This is a genomic window from Sphingomonas sp. Leaf343 (assembly GCF_001423765.1).
GTDB lineage: Bacteria > Pseudomonadota > Alphaproteobacteria > Sphingomonadales > Sphingomonadaceae > Sphingomonas.
Genome location: NZ_LMPG01000001.1, coordinates 504399 through 524223 on the forward strand (window position 1 = coordinate 504399; position 19825 = coordinate 524223).

Below are 19825 nucleotides of genomic sequence, written 5' to 3' on the forward strand. Positions count from 1 at the left end.
ACGGGCGCGACGCCTAGATGACAGGCATGGCACATACCGACGGAACCGTATCGATCACCGTGAACGGCGAGCACAAGCGCGTCACGGCCGGCCTCAGCCTTGCCGATCTCGCCACCGAATTGGGGCTCGTGCCCGAAAAGGTGGCGGTGGAGCGCAACCTTGAGGTCGTGCCGCGCTCGACGTTGAAGGATGTCTGCGTCGAGGATGGCGACGATCTGGAGATCGTTCACTTCGTTGGTGGCGGCGACCACGCGCGCCCGGTGGCGGACGATACGTGGACTGTGGCCGGCCGGACCTTCCGATCGCGCCTGATCGTCGGCACCGGCAAGTACAAGGACTTCGCGCAGAACGCCGCCGCGCTGGAGGCATCGGGAGCGGAGATCGTCACCGTCGCCGTCCGCCGCGTCAACGTCAGCGACCGCAACGCGCCGATGCTGACCGACTTCATCGACCCGAAGAAAGTCACCTACCTCCCGAACACCGCCGGCTGCTTCGACGCCGAAAGCGCGATCCGCACCTTGCGGCTGGCCCGCGAGGCAGGGGGCTGGGACCTCGTCAAGCTGGAGGTGCTGGGCGAGGCGAAGACGCTCTATCCCGATATGCACGAGACGCTGCGCGCCACCGAGATCCTCGCCAATGAGGGATTCTTGCCGATGGTCTATTGCGTCGACGATCCGATCGCGGCCAAGCGGCTGGAGAATGCCGGCGCGGTCGCGATCATGCCGCTGGGCGCGCCGATCGGATCGGGGCTGGGCATCCAGAACCGCATCACCATCCGCCTGATCGTCGAGGGAGCGGGTGTGCCGGTACTGGTCGATGCCGGGGTCGGCACCGCGTCCGACGCGGCGGTGGCGATGGAGCTGGGTTGCGACGGCGTGCTGATGAACACCGCCATCGCCGAGGCGAAGGACCCGGTGATGATGGCCGCCGCCATGCGATCCGCGGTGGAGGCGGGGCGGCTCGCCTACCGCGCCGGCCGCATGGGTCAGCGACGTTACGCCGACCCCTCCAGCCCGCTCGCCGGATTGATCTGAATCGATAATTTGGCGCAGGTTACGGGTTTGTCACGGAACTCCATTCCGTAGAGTCCGTTTCCTTCCTGAATGTCGAAGCAGCCCGGCTGGCGGGCGGCGGACAGAGATGGAGGCCATCATGGGCGAATTCACCGACAAGGTCGCAGCAGCCGGCAACAAGATCGCGGGCAACGTCAAGGAAGCCATCGGCAAGGCGACCGATAACGAGCAGCTTCAGGCCGAGGGCGAGGCCCAGCAGGTCAAGGGCACTGGCCAGGACGTCAAGGGCAGCGTCAAGGGCGCACTCGGCGACAAGATCTGATCCGACGTAAAGTCTGACGAATAGGCCACTCCGGGCAACCGGGGTGGCTTTTTTGTTTGGGCGCCAGATAAACTCTTGGCCGGGGAGAGGTGCTTTTCGTGTCCCCCGCGAAGGCGAAGACCCAGTGCCTCAGCAGCCCGGTCGAAGACACTGGACCCCAGCCTTCACGGGGGAACCAACAAGCTCAAAAGCCGGCTCTGCTCACCCGCGCAGCTTCGCCAGCGTCGTCCCCGCGGTGATCGCCTCGACATCCGTCTTTACGTGCAGCAACCGCACGCCCGGCTCGCCGGCAGCCCGCGCCAGCGCCGCCGCGAAATCCTCCGTCCTTTCCACCGTCTCCGCCCAGCATCCGAACGCGCGCGCGAGCGCCGCGAAGTCCGGGTTCGCCAGTCGTGTGCCCGCGACCCGCCCCGGAAACTCGCGCTCCTGATGCATGCGGATCGTGCCGTACCATCCATTGTCGACCACCACGACCAGCATCGACGCGCCGCTCTGCACCGCCGTCGCCAGCTCCTGCCCGTTCATCAGGAAGCACCCGTCGCCGGCGAGCGCCACGACGCTGCGCCCCGGATGCCGCAGCGACGCCGCCACCGCCGCCGGAACGCCGTAACCCATCGCCCCGGCGGTCGGGGCAAGCTGCGTTCCCGGTCCGGCATAATGCCAGTACCGGTGCCACCAGCCCGAATAATTGCCCGCGCCGTTGCAGATGATCGTATCCGCCGGCGAAGCCCCGCGCATCGCCGCGACGCATGGACCCAGATCCATCGTCAGGTCGCGCGGCCGGGCCGTCGACCAATCCAGCCACTCCGCATGCGCCTCCGCGCCGGCAGTCAGCGGTGGGATCGAGATCGCCAGCAACGCCTCCGCGAACTCCGCCATGCCGGCGCAAATCGCCTGATCGGTGCGGTATGTCCGCCCAAGTTCTTCCGGGTCGGGATGGACATGCACCAGCCGCTGCCCCGGGTGCTCCGGCGTCACCAGCGCATATCCGTCGGTCGTCGCCTCCCCCAGCCGCGCACCGATCACCAGCAGCAGGTCGGCGTCGCGGATGCGCGCGAGCAGTTTTGGGTTGGGGCCATAGCCTAGATTGCCGGCATAGACCGGGCAGTCGTTCGGCACGGCGTCCTGCCGCCGGAACGCCGCCGCCAGCGGCACGCCCGCCTCCGCCGCCCAGTCGGCGACGGTCAGGCCGGCGGCTTCGTTCCAGCCGGCCCCGCCGACGATCGCCACCGGCCGCTCCGCGGTAGCGAGCAGATCGGCCAGATGCAGCATCGCATCCGCATCCGCCCCCTGCGCGGTCCGCTCCACGCGCGGGCGGTCCGCGGCCTCCACCATGTCGAGCAGCATATCCTCCGGCAGCGCAAGCACCACAGGCCCCGGCCGTCCGTTCATCGCCGTCGCATACGCACGCGCGACATATTCCGGGATGCGCGCGGCATCGTCGATCCGCGCCGCCCACTTGCAAAGCGGCGCGAACATCGCCTGGAAGTCGATCTCCTGAAACGCCTCGCGGTCGCGCGTTCCGCGATCGACATCGCCGATGAACAGGATCATCGGCTGCGAATCCTGCATCGCGACATGCACGCCGATCGACGCGTTGGTCGCGCCCGGTCCGCGCGTGACGAAGGCGATGCCAGGCCGGTGCGTCATCGTGCCGTCGGCACATGCCATGAACGCCGCGCCGCCCTCCTGACGGCACACCACCAGATCGATCGCGGGGGTATCGTGCAGCGCGTCGAGCACGGCGAGGAAACTCTCCCCCGGCACGGTGAAGATACGGTCGCAGCCTTGCGCCACGAGCTGGTCGACGAGGAGGCGGCCGCCGGTTCTGAGTGTCATCGGGACAGCATAGCCGCTCGCCATGCCACCGGGAACCGTGCACGCGCGCCGATCATTCCTCAGCAAATATTTCGTTACAGGAGAACGACCTATGCCGCTGGACAAGGACGCCGTCTGGTTCATCACCGGGTGTTCCACCGGCTTCGGCCGGGCGCTGGCGGAACGCGTCGCGGCGCGCGGCTGGCGGGCCATCGTCACCGCGCGGGATCGGGCGCGGGTCGCCGATCTGGCGAGCGACACCGTCCTCGCGCTGGCGCTCGACGTGACCGATCAGGGGCAGATCCATGCTGCGGTGGCGGCGGCGCTGGAGCGGTTCGGAAGGATCGACGTTCTCGTCAACAATGCCGGCTATGGCTATCAGGCGAGTATCGAGGAAGGCGAGGAAGAGGAAATCCGCGCACAGTTCGACGCCAACGTCTTCGGCCTGTTCGCGCTCACCCGTGCGATCCTGCCGACGATGCGCGCGCAATCCGGCGGGCACGTCATCAACATCACTTCGGTCGCCGGCCTCGTTGGCTTTCCCGGCTCTGGTTATTATGCCGCGTCGAAGCACGCCGTCGAGGGTTTCACCGATTCGCTGGCGGCGGAGGGCGCACCGCTCGGCATCCGCGCCACCTGCGTGGAGCCGGGGCCGTTTCGCACCGATTGGGCGGGCCGCTCGCTCCGCCAGACGCCGGTGCGGATCGATGCCTATGCCGACACCGCCGGCGCGCGGCTGGCCAGTACGAAGGACATCAGCGGCAAACAGGCGGGCGACCCGGTCCGCGCCGCCGACGCGATGATCGCACTGGCCGAGAGCGACCATCCACCGCGGCACATGGTGCTGGGCAAATGGGGGCTGGACGCGGTGCTGGACCGGCTGAACCGACGCGTCGCGGAGATCGAGGGACTGCGCGGGGAGGGGGAAGCGACGGATTATCCGGGCGGTTGAGCTTCACCGAAGCATCATTCCACCCCGACCCGGTCCAGCGCGGCATTCCGGCGCCAGCAGGCGACAAGGTGCTCGACCAGCGCAATGCCTGCCGCGGACGGTGACATGGTCGGAAACACGGCATGGATCGCCACTCGCGCCGACCCCTCATAATCCGGCAGCACGCGCTCCAACGCTCCGGTGCTCAGCGCTTCGCCGACGTCCCACAACGACCGCAACGCCACGCCGACGCCGCCGAGCGCCAGTTCGCGGATCAGATCGCTGCTGTTCGTCCGCACATGGCTCGGACCGTCCACACTCAACGTCCTGCCGCGCCCGACCAATCGCCAGGGCAACTGGTCCACGGTTGCGAGGACACGATGCCGGGCCAGATCCGCCGCCTTTGCCGGCGCCCCGAACGTCGCCAGATAGGCCGGGCTGGCACACAGGACCCGCGGGCTGGATGCCAGTCGTCGTGCATGCAGCGACGGCGGGATGTCGGCGGCGATCCGGATCGCGAGATCGATGCGGCCGGCTGCGAGATCGACCATCGCGTCCGTCAGATCCACCTCCAGCGCCACCCGCGGATACGCATCGAGGAACGTCGCCAGATGCGGCGCGATCAGCATCCGCCCGAACGATGTCGGTGCGGACACGCGCAACGGTCCTGCCGGCGTTCCGTCGCGCCCGGACACGCGTGCTTCCGCCTCGCTCAGCGCCGCGAGGATCGTCACCGCATCCGCATGGAACCGCTCGCCCGGCCCGGTCAGGTCCAGCCGCCGCGTCGTCCGCACCAGCAGGCGCGCACCCAGCCGCGCCTCCAGCCGCGCGATCCGCTTCGACACCATCGCCGGCGACAGGCCGCGAATGCGCGCCGCTCCGCTCAGGCTGCCGGCATCGACCACCTCCACGAACAGCGCGATATCGGGATCCATTCGTTCCTCCGGCGATCGACAGCTTTGCTATAGATGCGTCTAACGATGAAGTGCGCGGCGGGCTATGGTCTCGCAACCGAGGGAGAGAAGGTCATGACGGACAGGGTCGAACGCGCGGGGCTGATGGTCGCCACGTCGCTGGCCGGCTTCCTCGAAGCGCACGCGCTCCCCGGCACCGGGCTGGAGGCGGAGCCGTTCTGGCGCGGGGTTTCGACGATCTTCGCCCGGTTCGCGCCGGAGAATGCCGCGCTGCTGTCCATCCGCGACACGCTGCAGGCGAAGGTCGATTGCTGGTATGTCGATCACGCCGACATGCCGATCGATATGGCGGGATACCGGACCTTCCTGCGAGACATAGGCTACCTCGTGCCGGAACCGGAACCGTTCGCGATCGGCTCTACTGATGTCGATCCCGAGGTCGCGACGCTCGCCGGGCCGCAGCTCGTCGTCCCGATCCTCAACGCGCGGTTCCTGCTCAATGCCGCGAACGCGCGCTGGGGCAGCCTGTACGATGCGTTGTACGGCACCGACGCGATCCCCGGCGCGGCGGCGGGACAGGGATATGATATCGATCGCGGCGCGCAGGTGATCGCGTGGGCGAAGGCGTTCCTCGACCGCGCGGTGCCCCTGGCGATCGGATCGTGGAGCGACTGGGCCGGCGGCAACCCTGCGCTCGCCGATCCGTCGCAACTGGTCGGGCGTGCGGGCGAGAACATCCTGCTCCGCCATCACGGCCTGCACATCGAACTCGTCATCGACCGCGACCACCCGATCGGCCGCGGCGATCCGGCAGGGCTTGCCGACGTCATCCTAGAATCCGCGCTGACCGCGATCGCCGATCTGGAGGACTCGATCGCCGCCGTCGATGCCGATGACAAGGTCGCGGCCTATGCCAACTGGCTCGGCCTGATGAGGGGCGACCTGAGCGCCAGCTTCAAGAAGGATGGCGTCGTGCAGACCCGCCGGCTGGAGCAGGACCGCCGCTACGCCGCGCCGGACGGCAGCGTCTTCACCTTGCCCGGCCGCAGCCTGATGTTCGTGCGCAACGTCGGCCATCTGATGACGACACCTGCGGTCCTGCTGTCGGACGGATCGCAGGCGCCGGAGGGTATACTCGACGCGATCGTCACCAGCCTGATCGGGCTCCACGATCTGAACGGCCGCCGCGCGAACAGTCGGGCCGGATCGATCTACATCGTCAAACCCAAGATGCACGGCCCGGACGAGGCCGTCTTCACGAACAGGCTGTTCGACGCGGTCGAGGATCTTCTGGGTCTGTCGCGCCAAACGATCAAGGTCGGGGTGATGGACGAGGAGCGGCGGACCAGCGCCAATCTGGCGGCCTGCATCCATGCGGTGCGCGACCGGATCGTGTTCATCAACACTGGCTTCCTCGATCGTACCGGCGACGAGATGCACACTGCGATGCGCGCCGGCCCGATGATCCGCAAGGGCGACATGAAGGCGAGCGGCTGGATCGCCGCCTACGAGGATCGCAACGTCCAGATCGGCCTGGCATGCGGCCTCTCCGGCCGGGCGCAGATCGGCAAGGGGATGTGGGCCGCGCCGGACCGGATGGCGGACATGCTGGCGCAGAAGATCGGCCACCCCCGCACCGGCGCGAACACCGCCTGGGTGCCGAGCCCCACCGCCGCGACGCTGCACGCGATCCATTATCACGAGGTCGACGTGTTCGCACGGCAGGCCGAGCGACGCGGCGAGGCCGTCGCCTCGCTCGACCGGCTGCTGACGATCCCGGTCGCGACCGGTCGCAACTGGTCGGCGGCGGAGGTGCGGGAGGAACTGGACAACAACGCCCAGGGTATCCTCGGCTATGTCGTTCGCTGGATCGATCAGGGCATCGGCTGTTCCAAGGTGCCCGACATCCGCGACATCGGTTTGATGGAGGACCGCGCGACGTTGCGCATCTCGTCGCAGCACATCGCCAACTGGCTGCTCCACGGCGTCGCGACGCGCGGGGAGGTCGACGCCGCCTTCGCCCGTATGGCAGCGAAGGTCGACGCGCAGAACGCTGACGATCCGCTATATCGGCCGCTTGCGAATGGCGGCATCGCGATGGACGCGGCCAAGGCGCTGGTGTTCGACGGGCTGGACCAGCCCAACGGTTATACCGAGCCGTTGCTGCACCGGTACCGCACGGAGGCGAAGGTGGCCGCGGCGGGATAGGGCGCGCCTCCGGCCACCCTGAAGGGGGAGGGGAGCGCGGACGGGAAAAGGGCCGGCCCACCAGATGGTGGACCGGCCCTTCCTCATCCCCCGATGAGCCGTCAGAACCGTGAGCGGAGCGTCACGCCATAGGTGCGCGGCTCGGCGAGGAAGGCCGAGTAGAGCGCGTTCGCCGTCTGGCCGAAGCGCTGCGTGTTCGCGACCGAATTGGCGCCCTGGAACGGCGAGTTGAACGCGACCTGCACATAGTTCTGGTTGGTCAGGTTCTGCGCCCAGACCTCCAGCGCCCAGATCTGGTTCGGTCCACGCAGGCCGACGCGGGCGTTGACCAGCGGAAAGCCGTCCTGACGCTTCTCCGGCGCCAGATCGGACCCGGTGTTGTAATCCGACGTCAGGCGGCCATCGACGTAGAACAGCGCCGACAGGCCGTTCGACCCGATGTTCGGCGTCCATGCCAGCGACGAGGTGACGACGTTGCGCGGAGCGTTCGACATCTGGCTGCCCGGCAGCAGGAACAAAGCCGGATCGAGCGCCTCGCCCTGCGAATTGCCGACCAGATTGCGGCGGAACTTCGTGTCGGCGAAGGTGTAGCCGGCCGTGAAGGTGACGTTCCGCGCCGGGTTCATCACCGCCTCGACCTCGACGCCCTGCGAGATCACGCCCTTGCGGTTGGCATCGCCCGTGCAAGTGCCGTTGCCCGCCAGGCTGTCCGTATCCGCGCCGCCCAGATCGTTGTCGCAGCCCTGGATGTTCTGCACGACGAAGACGGTGCCGTTGAACGTGTTGAGCTGGAAGTCCTTGAACTCCTGACGGAACGCCGCGACGTTCAGGCTCAGGCTGCCGCGGATGTTGTACTTCGCGCCGACTTCGTAGGCATCGACCTTCTCCGCATCGAAGCGCAGACCGGCGGCATCCGCATTGGAGCGCGGCCCGAATACGCCGCTCAATCCGCCCAGATCGGACCGGTCAAGGTTGAACCCGCCCGCCTTGTAACCCTTCGCATAGGACGCATAGGTCAGCAGGCGCGGCGTCGGCTTCCACGAGATCACGCCGGTGCCGGTGAACTCCCCGTCCTTGAACCCGTCGCGCAGGTCGAGGCCGTTGAGCTGTGCGGAGCTGTTGCCGACGCACGACAGCGTGACGATGCCGCCGATGAAGGTCTTCGCCGCCGCCGGCACCGCCGCGCTGGCGATCAGCGGCCCCAAATTCGCCTGCTGCACCGGGCAGATCGTGTTGGTGTTGTTGATATCGGCGTTGAAGCGCTTGTTCTCGTGCGTGTAGCGCAGGCCGAGCGTCACCGACAGCGTGTCGGTGATGTTGAAGATATTATGCGTGAAGAACGCGTAATTCTCGCTCGTCTGGCGATACACCGATCCACGGTCGCCGACATTGTTGACCGTGGACAGACGATCGAGCCCGGCCAGGATCGCGGGGGCCAGTGCGCCGAAATTCGCGCCCAGCGCCTGCCGTGCGGTCGCGCCGCCCAACGCTGCCAACGGCGTCGTGCCCAGACAGCCTGGGTTGTTCTGGTTCTGGAGCAGCACCAGCGGGTTGGCCGTTGCGACCAGACGGCACGCCGCGAACGCGCCATATTGCGAACCGAAGTTCGTGCTGTCGACCAGCCTCAGCTTCTCGTGCGAATAGAAGCCGCCGACCAGCCAGTCGAGCTTGCCCTCGAACAGCGAGCCCTGAAGCCGGACTTCCTGCGTGAAGGTCTTGAACTGGCGATAGGAGTCCGAGCCGCGATAGCCGAGATCGACGTTGCCGTAATCGACGTCCGCGCCATTGCCCGACTTGTATTCGCGATAGGCGCTGATCGACGTCAGCGTGGCACCCCCCAGATCCCAGTCGAGCTGGCCCGATCCGCCATAATCCTTGGTCAGGTTGCGATAGCTGCGACCCGGCGTGATCGCGACGTTGCGCTCGAACGGGTCGGCGTAGAGGCTCGTGGTCGGGCGCACCGCACCCAGCCGGTTGAGAATGCCGAGGATGCGGTTGCTGGTGTTGTAGGCGACCGCGCCGTCGGTGTTGACCGCGCTGCCGTTCGCCTGCGCCGCGTTGGCGGTCGGATCGACCGTTTCGAACTTACCGTAATAAGTCGCGCCGCAGCAGCTTTCGTTACGGCGCGTGAAGTCGCCGATCAGGCGCAGCGACATCGTGTCGGTCGGCTTGAACAGCAACTGGCCGCGTACGAAATACCGGTCGCGGTTGTTGACCTGACGCTCGCTGCCGTTCGGATTGGGGGTGATGTTGGTCAGGAAACCGTCGCGCTTGTTGTAGACGCCGTCGACGCGGAACGCGAGAATATCGCCGATCAGCGGGCCGGTCAGGCCGCCGGCGAAGCGATAATTGTCGTAATTGCCGTAGGTCGCCTCGGCGACGCCGCCAAAGGTGAACTCTGGCGCTTTTGATACGATGTTGATGAGGCCGGCGGACGCATTGCGGCCGAACAACGTGCCCTGCGGTCCGCGCAGCACCTCGACGCGCTCGATCTCGCCCAGCTCGTTCAGGCCGACGCCGGTGCGGCTGCGATAAACGCCATCGATGAAGACCGCGACGGAGCTTTCCAGGCCGGGGTTGTCGCCGACCGTGCCGATGCCGCGGACGCGCGCCGATGCGTTGGCTTCCGATCCGGTGGAGGACACCAGCAGCGACGGCGCGAGCTGGTTGAGCTGGCGGATGTCGTTGCCGCCGGAATTCTGCAACGAGTCCTGCGTCACCGCGCTGACCGCGATCGGCACGTCGCTCAGCGGGCTGGCGCGGCGAGTAGCGGTGACGATGATGTCGCCGGCGTTGGTGGCGGGGGCCTCGCTCTGCGCGGTGCCGCCGGTATCCGACTGGCTCTGCACCGCGCCCGCGGCGGTCGCCTGCGACGGCACCTGCCGCTCTTCCCCCGTGGTGGGGGTGGCTTGCTGGGCGAAGGCAGGCACCGCGACGGCGACGGTGGCGACGGCAGACAACAGGTATGCGGTCCGGCGCATGGCGGCATCTCTCCCTTGGTTGACGTTCGTTTTACCGGTGTCCGGCTTTTTCGAATGTCTGGTTTGGCCATTTGCTAGAGCCTGCAAGGGGCGGGCGTCTACCGTTTTCGAGGATCGACCATGTTTTTTGCGCAAAACATAGGTGAGTGTCGCCGCTGGGCAACATCATGCGGTGCAGCATGACGGGGTCGACAGGAACCAATACGAAAAGGGCGGCCCTTCCGGACCGCCCTTTTTCACTGCCGAACCTGTGTTCGGTTCTGCATCACTTCGGCGACAGCACCATCAGCATCTGCCGGCCTTCCATCCGCGGATAGGCCTCGACCTTGGCGACGTCGGCCACCTGTTCGGCGACCCGCTGCAACACCGCCATGCCGAGCTGGCCGTGGCTCAGCTCGCGACCGCGGAACCGCATCGTCACCTTCACCTTGTCGCCCTCGCCGATGAACTCGACGACCTTCTTCATCTTGGTGTCGTAGTCGTGATCGTCGATGTTCGGACGCATCTTGATCTCCTTGATCTCCTGCGTCTTCTGCGACTTGCGGGCAAGGTTCGCCTTTTTCTGGGCCTCGTACTTGAACTTGCCGACATCCAGGAACTTGGCGACGGGCGGATCGGCGTTCGGCGAGACCTCGACCAGATCGAGCCCGACCTCCTGTGCCGCAGCGATCGCCTCCCGCGTGTACATGACACCGAGATTCTCGCCCTCGTGATCGATCACGCGGACCTTCTGGCTCTGGATCCATTCGTTGAAACGAGGACCGTTCATCGGCGGCGCCTGGTTCGGCCGGCGCATCATGGGAGGACGTATGGGTATTGCTCCTGTGGTTGTTCAACGCGCAATATAGCGCTCGATCGGTCGCTTTGAAAGGCTGGTGAGCGTCGGTGGCTAATCCACCGGTGTTTCACTGTCGAAACGGCGCGAATCAATGGGGGCAGCATGTCGGTTCGTTCTTTTACCTACGACGAAGTGAAGATGATCTTCCAGCTTTCGGAGAACGTCGGCCTTTCGGGCAAGCATATCGGCCATGCCGGCAAAAAGCATGTGATGATCGATAATGACTCGCTCGGCGAGCGTCAGACCTTTGAGGTCTTGCGTCTCAAAAAGGATAACGGGAAAGGTGCGCCGCTTTCGCTGTACACGGCGTTCCGGACGTTCCACGAACAGATCACTGCGGCTGTCGCCATCCTGAACCACGTAAATCAGCGGGACAAGCTTGCCGCGTTCGATCGGGCTCCCGGACGCGGTGCCGAACTCGTCATTACCGATGCGGCGCTCGATCAGCCTACTCCGATGCGTTACGCGATCGGTGGAAGCGGACAGGTATTTCCCTGTTATCACTTCACGCTGTGGGGCCGAAAGGAAATCGGCCGGCCCCACGATCTGCACGTCGTCAGCTTTTTCGGGACGATGGGGGATTTCGGCCGGCGCCGGTCTGACTAGCGCAAATCCGGCGGCGTGGCCTCCGTCACCAGCATCGCGATCGCTTCATCCAGCGTCAGGATCTCCTGCGCCTGGCTGCCCAGCCGGCGCAGCGCGACCTTGCCTTCCTCGGCCTCGCGCTTGCCAACGACCAGCAGGTTGGGGACCTTCGCCAGCGAATGTTCGCGCACCTTGTAGTTGATCTTTTCGTTGCGCAGGTCGGTTTCGACGCGAATGCTGGCCTTCGCCAGCTTCGCCTGCACCTCCCGCGCATAATCGTCCGCATCCGACACGATCGTCGCGACGACCGCCTGCACCGGCGACAGCCACATTGGGAAACGGCCCGCATGATGCTCGATCAGGATGCCGATGAAGCGCTCGAACGTGCCGAGAATGGCGCGGTGGAGCATGATCGGACGGTGGCGATTACCGTCCTCGCCGACATAGCTGGCGTCGAGTCGCTCGGGCAGCACCGTGTCGGTCTGGATCGTGCCGACCTGCCACGTCCGGCCGATCGCATCCGTCAGGTGGAACTCCAGCTTGGGCGCATAGAACGCGCCTTCGCCGGGTAGCTCCTCCCAGCCATAGTCGGCGGTGTCGCGCCCCGTCGCGGCAACCGCGTCGCGCAGCGACTGCTCGGCCCAGTCCCACATGTCTTCGGACCCGAAACGCTTCTCCGGCCGCAACGCCAGCTTGATCGCATAGCTGTCGAAACCGAGATCCTTGTAGACCGAGTCGAGCAGCTCGCAGAACTTGCGGACCTCGTCGACCAGCTGGTCCTCGCGGACGAAGATATGCGCGTCGTCCTGCGTGAACTGGCGCACGCGCATGATGCCGTGCAACGCGCCATGCGGCTCGTTGCGGTGGCAGCAGCCGAACTCGGCCATGCGGATCGGCAGGTCGCGATAGCTCTTGATCCCCTGTTTGAAGATCAGCACGTGCGCCGGGCAGTTCATCGGCTTCAGCGCCATCAGATCGCCTTCGCCCGACAGCACCGCACCTTCTTCCTCGGTGTTCGGCACTTCGTCGGGCACCACGAACATGTTTTCGCGGTACTTGCCCCAGTGGCCCGACTGCTCCCACTGCCGCGCGTCCATCAGCTGCGGCGTCTTCACCTCCTCGTAATCGGCGGCGTCGAGGCGGCGGCGCATATACGCCTCCAGCTGTCGCCACAGGATGAAGCCCTTAGGGTGCCAGAATACCGAGCCCTGCGCCTCCGACTGGAGGTGGAACAGGTCCATCTCCGCGCCGATCTTGCGGTGGTCGCGCTTGGCGGCTTCCTCCAGCCGGAACAGATGCTGGTCGAGCTGCTTCCTGTTCAGCCAGCCGGTGCCGTAGATGCGGCTGAGCATCGCGTTCTTCTGATCGCCGCGCCAATATGCGCCGGACACGCGCGTCAGCTTGAACGCCTGCGGGTCGAGCTTGCCGGTCGAGGCCATATGCGGCCCCCGGCACATGTCGAGCCACTGGCCCTGACGATAGATCGTCAGTTCCTCGTTCTCGGGCAGCTCGGCGGCCCATTCCGCCTTGAACGTCTCGCCCTGCTTCGTCCACGTGTCGATCAACTGCTCGCGCGACCAGACCTCCCGGACGAACGGCTCGTTGCGCGCGATGATGCGGCGCATCTCCTCCTCGATCGCGGGCAGATCGTCGTCGGTGAACGGCCGGTCCTTCCCATCGATCTTCGGGGGCGCGAAGTCGTAATAGAAGCCGTCGTCGGTCGCCGGGCCGAAGGTGATCTGCGTGCCCGGAAACAGGTGCTGCACCGCCTCCGCCATGACATGCGCCAGATCGTGGCGGACCAGTTCCAGCGCGTCCTTCTCGTCGCGCGCGGTCACCAGCGCCAGTTGCGTGTCGCCCTCGAACGGCCGCGACAGGTCGCGGACCTCCCCGTCGATCCGCGCCGCCAGTGCCGCTTTCGCCAGGCCCGGCCCGATCGCGGCGGCCACGTCCGCGGGGGTGGTCCCCGGCGCAACCTCGCGGACGGAACCGTCGGGCAGCGTGATGCGGAACATGACAGACATGGAAAACTCGGCTGTTGGGAGGAGAGGCGGCCTTATGCCGTCGCCCCCACGATATAGGCAAGCGCCGGTGGATCGCCTAGCGTCACGCCGCTTTCCGGCCGTTCGCGCCGGCGCGTGGGAGCAGGCCGAAGATATGCGTACGCGATCTGGAACTTACCGGACGGTACCGGGGCGAATCGGGCGGCGATGGGGCCATAGCCACGCGGTTGTGATCGCCGCATCGGTGGCAACGCCGGCCGCCGCGCAGGATCGCCCGGCTTCGCCGCCCGCCGAATCCTCCGGCGACATCGTCATCGAGGGCAAGCGGCTCGACGAGCGATCGATCGTCGGCGCGTCGCCGCCGCTGGCCGTCCTCGACGCCGCCGCGTTGCAGGCGCTGGGCACGACGTCGCTCGCGGAGATGCTGAAGAAGCTGCAATCGCTGACCCGGTCGTCCAGCGGCGAGCCGTCGATCTTCCTCCTGAACGGCCGCCGCATTTCCGGCTTCGAGGAGATGCAGGACATCCCGCAGGAAGCGATCGAGAAGTTCGAACTGCTGAGCGAGGCGGATGCGACCCGCTTCGGCTATCCGCCGACGCGGCGGGTGGCGAACATCATCACGAAACGGCATTTCCGCTCGCTGGAACTGGAGCAGCAGAGCAACGCGACGACGGAGGGCGGCGGCACCGGCATCATGACCCGGGCCGCCGTAACCCGGCTCGACGGGCCCGGCCGCCTGACGCTCGGTGTGCGTGGGGAGCGGCGGCTGGCGATCACGGAGGCGCAGCGCGATCTCGATCCGCTGCCCGGCCTGACCTCGCGCTCGATCGCCGCCGCCTCGCGCACGATCCGCGGCAACGCGGCCTGGGCCGTGGCGCTCGGCCGCACCATCAGCCTTTCGGTATCGGGATCGGCGGAACGACAGGCGGACCTGTCGCTGCTCGGCGTTGCGATCGGGTCGCCCGATCCGGCACGCCAGCGATCGGTGATCGGCACCACGACCGGCGGCGTCGCGGTGAGCGGAGCGCTCGGCGACTGGACATGGAACGGAACCGCCAGCGCCACCAACCTGATCTCGACGGTCACCAGCCTGGGCGGCGACCCGTCGCGTGCGTTCCGCACCCGCTCCACCACGCGGACGCTCGCGACGAAACTCGTCGCCAATGGTCCGCTCGTCCACCTGCCCGCCGGCGACGCCACGCTGGTGGTGGCGCTGGACGGCGATGATTCGCGTAGCCGCCGCGCCGGATCGTCCGGGGATGCCGCCCGCATTTTCGGTCGCCGGACGGGGGCCGCGACGGTCACCGCCAGCCTGCCGGTCACCTCCGTCCGGGAGGACGTGCTGCCGATGCTGGGCGACGTGACTGCGACGGCGACCGGCGGCATCGGCCATGTCACCGGCGGCGGTACCTACCCGCGCGTCGCGGCGACGCTCGGCTGGCAGCCGCTGCGCGCGGTGCGCGTCGGTGCGACCATCGATCGCAAGCAGACGCCGCCCTCCGTCAACCAGCTGTTCGACCCCGTCCGCTCGTTTCCCAACGTACCCTATTTCGACAACCTGACCGGCCAGACGGTGCTGGTCGACGTGATCGGCGGCGGCAACGCCCGCCTCGCGCCGGAGCGCCAGCGGCGGAACGCCGTCGACCTGACGCTGAAGCCGTTCGCGAAGCGCGAACTCACGCTGGCCCTGACCTACGCCACGACCGACATCATCGACCAGGCCATCTCCGTGTCGCAACCGACACTGCGGGTGGAGGCCGCGTTTCCGGCCTTGTTCACCCGCGATAATAACGGCCGCCTGCTGTCGGTGGACAGCCGCCCCGTCAATCTCGCCCGCGAACGCCGCCGCGAACTGACCGCGAACCTGTTCTGGGCAGGTCCGCTCGGGCCGCAGCCCGCACCGCCTGCGCCCCCGAGCGCAGGCGCGCCACCGCCGACGCGGCCGCCGCGCGAGCCGTTCTTCCTGTTCGCCAACGTCTCGCCCACGTTGCGTCTCGCGGACCGGCTGGTGCTGGCGGACGGCCAGCCTGCGCTCGACCTGCTCGACGGCGATGCGTTCGGCGGTAACGGTGGACAGCCGCGGTTCGAGGGGAACGTCTATACGTCGCTGTCGCGCGGCGGCATCGCCGGGGGCTTCGACCTGCAATGGCGCGCCGGCACCCGCGTCCGCTCGGACCTCGCCGCCGCCGACCTGCGCTTCGACAGCCTCGTCACGGTCGGCGCATACCTGATCGCGCCGCTCGCGAAGATCACCGGCGGGCAGCATTGGGGGAAGGCGGTGCACATCGCACTCAACGCCCGCAACCTGTTCAACGAGCGTCAGCGCGTCCGCGACCGCGACGGGGTCACCCCGATCGGCTTCCGCCCCGCCTATCTTGATCCGTTCGGCCGATCGGTGATGGTCACGTTGCGCAGTCTGTTCTGAAGGGGCAGTCCGTTCTGAACTTCAGGCGAGTCCGAACGGCACGACGTGGTTGTCCTGCGTGTGCCCCACCCGCGCGCGGCCCAGATACGGCACGCCCATGTCGGCGCACCAGCGCGCCATCATCGCCTCCAGCGTCTCGCCCCATGGCGGATCGTTCTCGACGATGTCGTTGACCACGCCCAGCCGCACCCCCGCGATGCCCTTTAGCTGGGTGGCGTTCGCGATCGTGAACAGCATCCGGTCGACGCGGTACAGCGGCTCCGACACCTCCTCGATGATGAGCACATGATCGGTCAGGTCGGGCAGCCACGGCGTCCCCACCAGCGCATCGAGGATGGCGAGGTTGAACGCCGCCGCCGGCCGCCCGCCCAGATCGGGTTCCAGCCCCTGCCGGTCGCCGCGCACCAGCCATCCCAGCGTCCGCGCGACCGTCTCGTCGCCCTTCGTCCGGTTGATGTCGGTCGCCATCGGCGCATGCACCGGCCGCCCGATCCGCCGCGCATACAGCGCACCGAGCAGGAACCCCATGTCCGAATAACCCGCATAGGCCTTGCGCGCCGCCGTCGGCCCCAGTTTCGGCATCACCTCCGCCAGGATGCGGTTCGATCCATAGCCGCCGCGCGCGAACCATACCGCATCGACCGCGGGATCGTTCGCCACCGACAGGAACGTCGCCGCGCGCACCGCATCGCTGCCCGCGAAATGCCCCGCGTTCTCGAAACATTGCGGGTGGAAGATCAGGTCCACCTCCGGATAGGCGATCGCCGCGAACGCCCCCGCGCGGGCGGCCACGACCGGATCGATCGGCCGGCCCGGTGCGACGACGGTGATCTTCATGGTCTTGCGTTCCTTCCGATTACGAACTTCCTCCACCCCGGCGAAGGCCGGGGTCCAGCTGCCGCGCACGCCGTGGGTCTCACTGGCTTCGCCGAGACTGGACCCCGGCCTTCGCCGGGGTGGTCGGCAGCGGAGAACGCCGGGATCATCCTCAAAAGCTTGCCCACGCTCCACCGCCGCGATAGCCCGCCCCGATGCACAGCGGCAAATCCTCTTTCTTCGTCGGCATCGGCGGGTCCGGCATGATGCCGCTGGCGATGATCGTCCGCGCGCGCGGCGGCATCGTCGCGGGTTCCGATCGCGGCCTCGATCAGGGGCGCACCTCCGCCAAGTTCGACGCGCTCCGCGCCGCCGGCATCGCGCTGTTCCCGCAGGACGGCAGCGGCGTCACCTCCGCGGATCAGGTCGTCATCGCGTCCGCGGCGGTGGAGGCTAGCGTGCCCGACATCGTTGCCGCCGACCGGCTCGGCTGCACGCGCATGACCCGCGCACATGTCAATGCCGGCCTGTTCAACGACGCGGCGCTGCCGATCGGGGTCGCCGGCACCAGCGGCAAGTCCACCGTTACCGGCATGATCGGGTATATCCTGCATACGCTCGGCCGCGATCCGACGGTCATGAACGGCGCGGTCATGAAGGATTTCGCCACCCCCGACGCCCCCTTCGCCAGCGCCCTGGTCGGCCGTGGCGACGCCTTCGTCAGCGAAGTCGACGAGAGCGACGGCTCGATCGTCCTGTACCGCCCGGCAGTCGCGGTGCTCAACAACGTCACGCTCGATCACAAGGGGCTGGACGAACTCCGCCAGCTTTTCGGCGACTTTGCCCACGCCGCCCGCCACGTCGTCGCGAACGCCGGCGATGCGGAAACCGCCGCGCTGCTCGCGACGCTGCCGCAGGACCGGCTCACCACCTTCGCAGTAGAAGGCGAGGGCGATCTCGTCGCCCGCAACCTGTCGCCCGAACCGTTCGCAATCTCTTTCGATCTGGTTGGCGCAGCAGGCCGCCACCGCATCCGCCTCTCCGTCCCGGGCCGCCACAATGTCTCCAACGCCCTCGCCGCGATCGGCGCGTGCATCGCGGCGGGAGTCCCGTTCGCCGACGCCGCCCGCGCGATCGAGGGTTTCACCGGCCTCCGCCGCCGCTTCGACGTCGTCGGGCAGGCGAACGGCATCGCTGTGATAGACGATTTCGGCCACAACCCGGACAAGATCGCCGCCACGCTCGATACGTTGCACGCGCATCCCGGTCGCCTGCTGCTCCTCTTCCAGCCGCACGGCTACGGCCCGCTGAAGCAGATGGGTCGCGAACTCGCGCAGACCTTCGTGGACCATCTCGGCCCCGAGGACGTGCTGACGATCCCCGACCCGGCCTATTTCGGCGGCACCGTCACGCGCGAGGTCGGCAGCGCCGACATCGTCGCCCGCATCGCCGCCGCCGGCCGAACCGCCCATCACGATCCCGAGCGCGCAGACGCCGCCGCGCGGCTCGTCGCGCTTGCCCGTCCCGGCGACCGCATCGTGGTCATGGGCGCCCGCGACGATACGCTGAGCGGATTGGCCGCGGACATGCTGGCAAACCTGTAAATCCTCTCCTTGCAGGCGAGGACCAAAGCGGCCCTTGAATCCTCCCCTCTTCAAGGGGAGGAGCGACAGCCAGCGCTGGATCACTCAGCGCCTTCCGTCTACGCTCGCTCGCAAAGGAGCAGACCGGCGATGAACCCCTTTACCGACCACCCCGCCACTGTCGGCGAAAGCTACGGCCAGCATTTCCGCGTCGCCACCCGCTTCGGCCTGCGCATGATCGCGGGCGGCATCGGTGCGGTGATCCACGGCATCTTCCCGTTTCTCTGCACCACCACCGGCAGCCGTGCGATCAAGACGCTGCACGGCGAGATCGTCGCCAAGCGCGACGGTGAAGTGCAGACCCGTTCGGTCGAATTCATCATCTGACCGGACGCCAACTGCCGTGCTCCCGCGAAGGCGGGAGCCCAGTATGTCATGCGCAGGCGCACGCTCTTCGAACCACCGGGCTCCCGCCTCCGCGGTAGCGCGAGAACGGCGAACACTGTCCTACATCGCCTGCCGCAGCTACACCGGCCCTCATGCGCTCCACCCCGACACCGCCCGAAGATCGCCCCGATGTCAGTCCCGTCGTACCGAAGTGGAGGCCGACGCACCGACGCCTCCACTTTCTCCACTTCGCCCGGAATCCAGCATGACCCAGCCGCACCGACTCGCCTTCCATCACACCGCCGGCACCGGCCCGACGATCGTCTTCCTGCCCGGATACGCGTCGGACATGCAGGGATCGAAGGCGCTGGCGCTCGAGGCATGGTCGAAGGCGAACGGCCGCGCCTTCCTGCGCTTCGATTATGCCGGCTGCGGCCAGTCGGAGGGGGATTTCAAGGATCAGACGCTCGCCGGCTGGCTGGGCGACGTGCTGGCGATGCTGGACGAGGTCGCGAAAGATCCGGTCGTGCTGGTCGGCTCGTCGATGGGCGGCTGGCTGATGCTGCTCGCGGCGAAGGCGCGGCCCGATCAGGTGAAGGCGATGGTCGGCATCGCGCCCGCGCCGGATTTCACCGACTGGGGCTTCACGATGGACGAGAAGATGGCGATGCTCCAGACCGGTCGCCTCGAACGGCCCAACCCCTATGGTCCGCTGCCGACGCTCTACACCCGCGCCTTCTGGTCGTCGGGGGAGGCGAACCGGCTGATGTTCGGGATGATCCCGTTCGCGGGACCGGTCCGGCTGCTCCACGGCCAGCAGGACAAGGAGGTTTCGTACCAGCGCACGATCCGGCTGGCGGAGCTGATCGCGAACGACGACGTGCAGATCACCCTCGTCAAGGACGGCGACCACCGCCTGTCGCGCGACGCCGATCTCGCGCTCCTGATCCGAGCCGTCGGCGATGTCGCGGACCTTGTTTCGGCCTGATCCGTTCCGCTCC

15 protein-coding genes are annotated in these 19825 nt (G+C 67.4%); 9 read left to right on the plus strand and 6 right to left on the minus strand.

Annotated features, from left to right (window positions below; all coding sequences use genetic code 11):
• Window positions 1-26 precede the first annotated feature (26 nt).
• Both thiS and ASG07_RS02180 read left to right on the plus strand, forming a co-directional pair.
• The gene (thiS, locus tag ASG07_RS02175; protein ID WP_082474430.1) at window positions 27-1034 is read left to right on the plus strand and encodes a sulfur carrier protein ThiS; all 1008 of its coding nucleotides are present in this window, start codon (window positions 27-29) and stop codon (window positions 1032-1034) included.
• A 118-nt stretch (window positions 1035-1152) separates the two neighbouring features.
• Window positions 1153-1335, plus strand: a complete 183-nt coding sequence (locus ASG07_RS02180; protein ID WP_055842874.1) for a CsbD family protein — start codon at window positions 1153-1155, stop codon at window positions 1333-1335.
• 201 nt (window positions 1336-1536) lie between these two features.
• Here the strand turns inward: ASG07_RS02180 and ASG07_RS02185 are convergent, their stop codons facing one another.
• The gene (locus tag ASG07_RS02185) at window positions 1537-3174 is read right to left on the minus strand and encodes a thiamine pyrophosphate-binding protein (protein ID WP_055842877.1); all 1638 of its coding nucleotides are present in this window, start codon (window positions 3172-3174) and stop codon (window positions 1537-1539) included.
• Window positions 3175-3265: 91 nt separating this feature from the next.
• On the opposite strand from ASG07_RS02185, the gene ASG07_RS02190 reads away from it, so the two are divergent.
• The gene (locus tag ASG07_RS02190; protein WP_055841524.1) at window positions 3266-4105 is read left to right on the plus strand and encodes an oxidoreductase; all 840 of its coding nucleotides are present in this window, start codon (window positions 3266-3268) and stop codon (window positions 4103-4105) included.
• A gap of 14 nt (window positions 4106-4119) precedes the next feature.
• Here ASG07_RS02190 and ASG07_RS02195 read toward each other — a convergent pair whose 3' ends face one another.
• Window positions 4120-5019, minus strand: a complete 900-nt coding sequence (locus ASG07_RS02195) for a LysR family transcriptional regulator (protein ID WP_055841527.1) — start codon at window positions 5017-5019, stop codon at window positions 4120-4122.
• A gap of 93 nt (window positions 5020-5112) precedes the next feature.
• Here ASG07_RS02195 and ASG07_RS02200 point away from each other — a divergent pair, with 93 nt between their 5' ends.
• Complete coding sequence (locus ASG07_RS02200; protein ID WP_055842881.1) at window positions 5113-7206, plus strand: malate synthase G; 2094 nt, start codon at window positions 5113-5115, stop codon at window positions 7204-7206.
• Window positions 7207-7307: 101 nt separating this feature from the next.
• Here the strand turns inward: ASG07_RS02200 and ASG07_RS02205 are convergent, their stop codons facing one another.
• Both ASG07_RS02205 and infC read right to left on the minus strand, forming a co-directional pair.
• Window positions 7308-10187 (minus strand): TonB-dependent receptor, encoded by a 2880-nt coding sequence (locus ASG07_RS02205; RefSeq protein WP_055841532.1) that lies wholly within the window; start codon window positions 10185-10187, stop codon window positions 7308-7310.
• A gap of 265 nt (window positions 10188-10452) precedes the next feature.
• Window positions 10453-10986, minus strand: coding sequence for a translation initiation factor IF-3 (gene infC / locus ASG07_RS02210; protein ID WP_055841534.1), 534 nt, complete (start codon window positions 10984-10986; stop codon window positions 10453-10455).
• A gap of 141 nt (window positions 10987-11127) precedes the next feature.
• On the opposite strand from infC, the gene ASG07_RS02215 reads away from it, so the two are divergent.
• Window positions 11128-11631 carry a hypothetical protein gene (locus ASG07_RS02215; protein ID WP_156361698.1) on the plus strand — a complete coding sequence of 168 codons (504 nt, stop codon included), beginning with the start codon at window positions 11128-11130 and terminating at the stop codon, window positions 11629-11631.
• Here ASG07_RS02215 and thrS read toward each other — a convergent pair.
• A complete protein-coding gene (thrS, locus tag ASG07_RS02220; RefSeq protein ID WP_055841540.1) occupies window positions 11628-13634 on the minus strand; it encodes a threonine--tRNA ligase in 2007 nt (668 codons plus the stop codon). The genes ASG07_RS02215 and thrS overlap by 4 nt on opposite strands.
• Window positions 13635-13857: 223 nt before the next feature.
• On the opposite strand from thrS, the gene ASG07_RS02225 reads away from it, so the two are divergent.
• Complete coding sequence (locus ASG07_RS02225; protein WP_156361699.1) at window positions 13858-16038, plus strand: hypothetical protein; 2181 nt, start codon at window positions 13858-13860, stop codon at window positions 16036-16038.
• A gap of 21 nt (window positions 16039-16059) precedes the next feature.
• On the opposite strand, the gene ASG07_RS02230 is transcribed toward ASG07_RS02225, so the two are convergent.
• A complete protein-coding gene (locus ASG07_RS02230) occupies window positions 16060-16875 on the minus strand; it encodes an LD-carboxypeptidase (protein ID WP_055841546.1) in 816 nt (271 codons plus the stop codon).
• 194 nt (window positions 16876-17069) lie between these two features.
• Here ASG07_RS02230 and ASG07_RS02235 point away from each other — a divergent pair, with 194 nt between their 5' ends.
• From ASG07_RS02235 to ASG07_RS02245, 3 genes are all read left to right on the plus strand, one after another.
• Entirely contained in the window at window positions 17070-18458 is a 1389-nt protein-coding gene (locus tag ASG07_RS02235; RefSeq protein ID WP_055841549.1) for a glutamate ligase domain-containing protein, read from the plus strand.
• A gap of 129 nt (window positions 18459-18587) precedes the next feature.
• On the plus strand, window positions 18588-18824 hold the full coding sequence (locus ASG07_RS02240; protein ID WP_055841552.1) for a DUF6356 family protein: 237 nt from the start codon (window positions 18588-18590) through the stop codon (window positions 18822-18824).
• 265 nt (window positions 18825-19089) lie between these two features.
• Complete coding sequence (locus tag ASG07_RS02245; RefSeq protein ID WP_055841555.1) at window positions 19090-19812, plus strand: alpha/beta hydrolase; 723 nt, start codon at window positions 19090-19092, stop codon at window positions 19810-19812.
• The last annotated feature ends 13 nt before the right edge of the window (window positions 19813-19825 follow it).

Coding starts and splice junctions, on each gene's coding strand:
- thiS (WP_082474430.1), top strand. CDS start 27: ATGGCACATACCGACGGAACCGTATCGATCACCGTGAACGGCGAGCAC.
- ASG07_RS02180 (WP_055842874.1), top strand. CDS start 1,153: ATGGGCGAATTCACCGACAAGGTCGCAGCAGCCGGCAACAAGATCGCG.
- ASG07_RS02185 (WP_055842877.1), bottom strand. CDS start 3,174: ATGACACTCAGAACCGGCGGCCGCCTCCTCGTCGACCAGCTCGTGGCG.
- ASG07_RS02190 (WP_055841524.1), top strand. CDS start 3,266: ATGCCGCTGGACAAGGACGCCGTCTGGTTCATCACCGGGTGTTCCACC.
- ASG07_RS02195 (WP_055841527.1), bottom strand. CDS start 5,019: ATGGATCCCGATATCGCGCTGTTCGTGGAGGTGGTCGATGCCGGCAGC.
- ASG07_RS02200 (WP_055842881.1), top strand. CDS start 5,113: ATGACGGACAGGGTCGAACGCGCGGGGCTGATGGTCGCCACGTCGCTG.
- ASG07_RS02205 (WP_055841532.1), bottom strand. CDS start 10,187: ATGCGCCGGACCGCATACCTGTTGTCTGCCGTCGCCACCGTCGCCGTC.
- infC (WP_055841534.1), bottom strand. CDS start 10,986: ATGATGCGCCGGCCGAACCAGGCGCCGCCGATGAACGGTCCTCGTTTC.
- ASG07_RS02215 (WP_156361698.1), top strand. CDS start 11,128: ATGTCGGTTCGTTCTTTTACCTACGACGAAGTGAAGATGATCTTCCAG.
- thrS (WP_055841540.1), bottom strand. CDS start 13,634: ATGTCTGTCATGTTCCGCATCACGCTGCCCGACGGTTCCGTCCGCGAG.
- ASG07_RS02230 (WP_055841546.1), bottom strand. CDS start 16,875: ATGAAGATCACCGTCGTCGCACCGGGCCGGCCGATCGATCCGGTCGTG.
- ASG07_RS02235 (WP_055841549.1), top strand. CDS start 17,070: ATGCACAGCGGCAAATCCTCTTTCTTCGTCGGCATCGGCGGGTCCGGC.
- ASG07_RS02240 (WP_055841552.1), top strand. CDS start 18,588: ATGAACCCCTTTACCGACCACCCCGCCACTGTCGGCGAAAGCTACGGC.
- ASG07_RS02245 (WP_055841555.1), top strand. CDS start 19,090: ATGACCCAGCCGCACCGACTCGCCTTCCATCACACCGCCGGCACCGGC.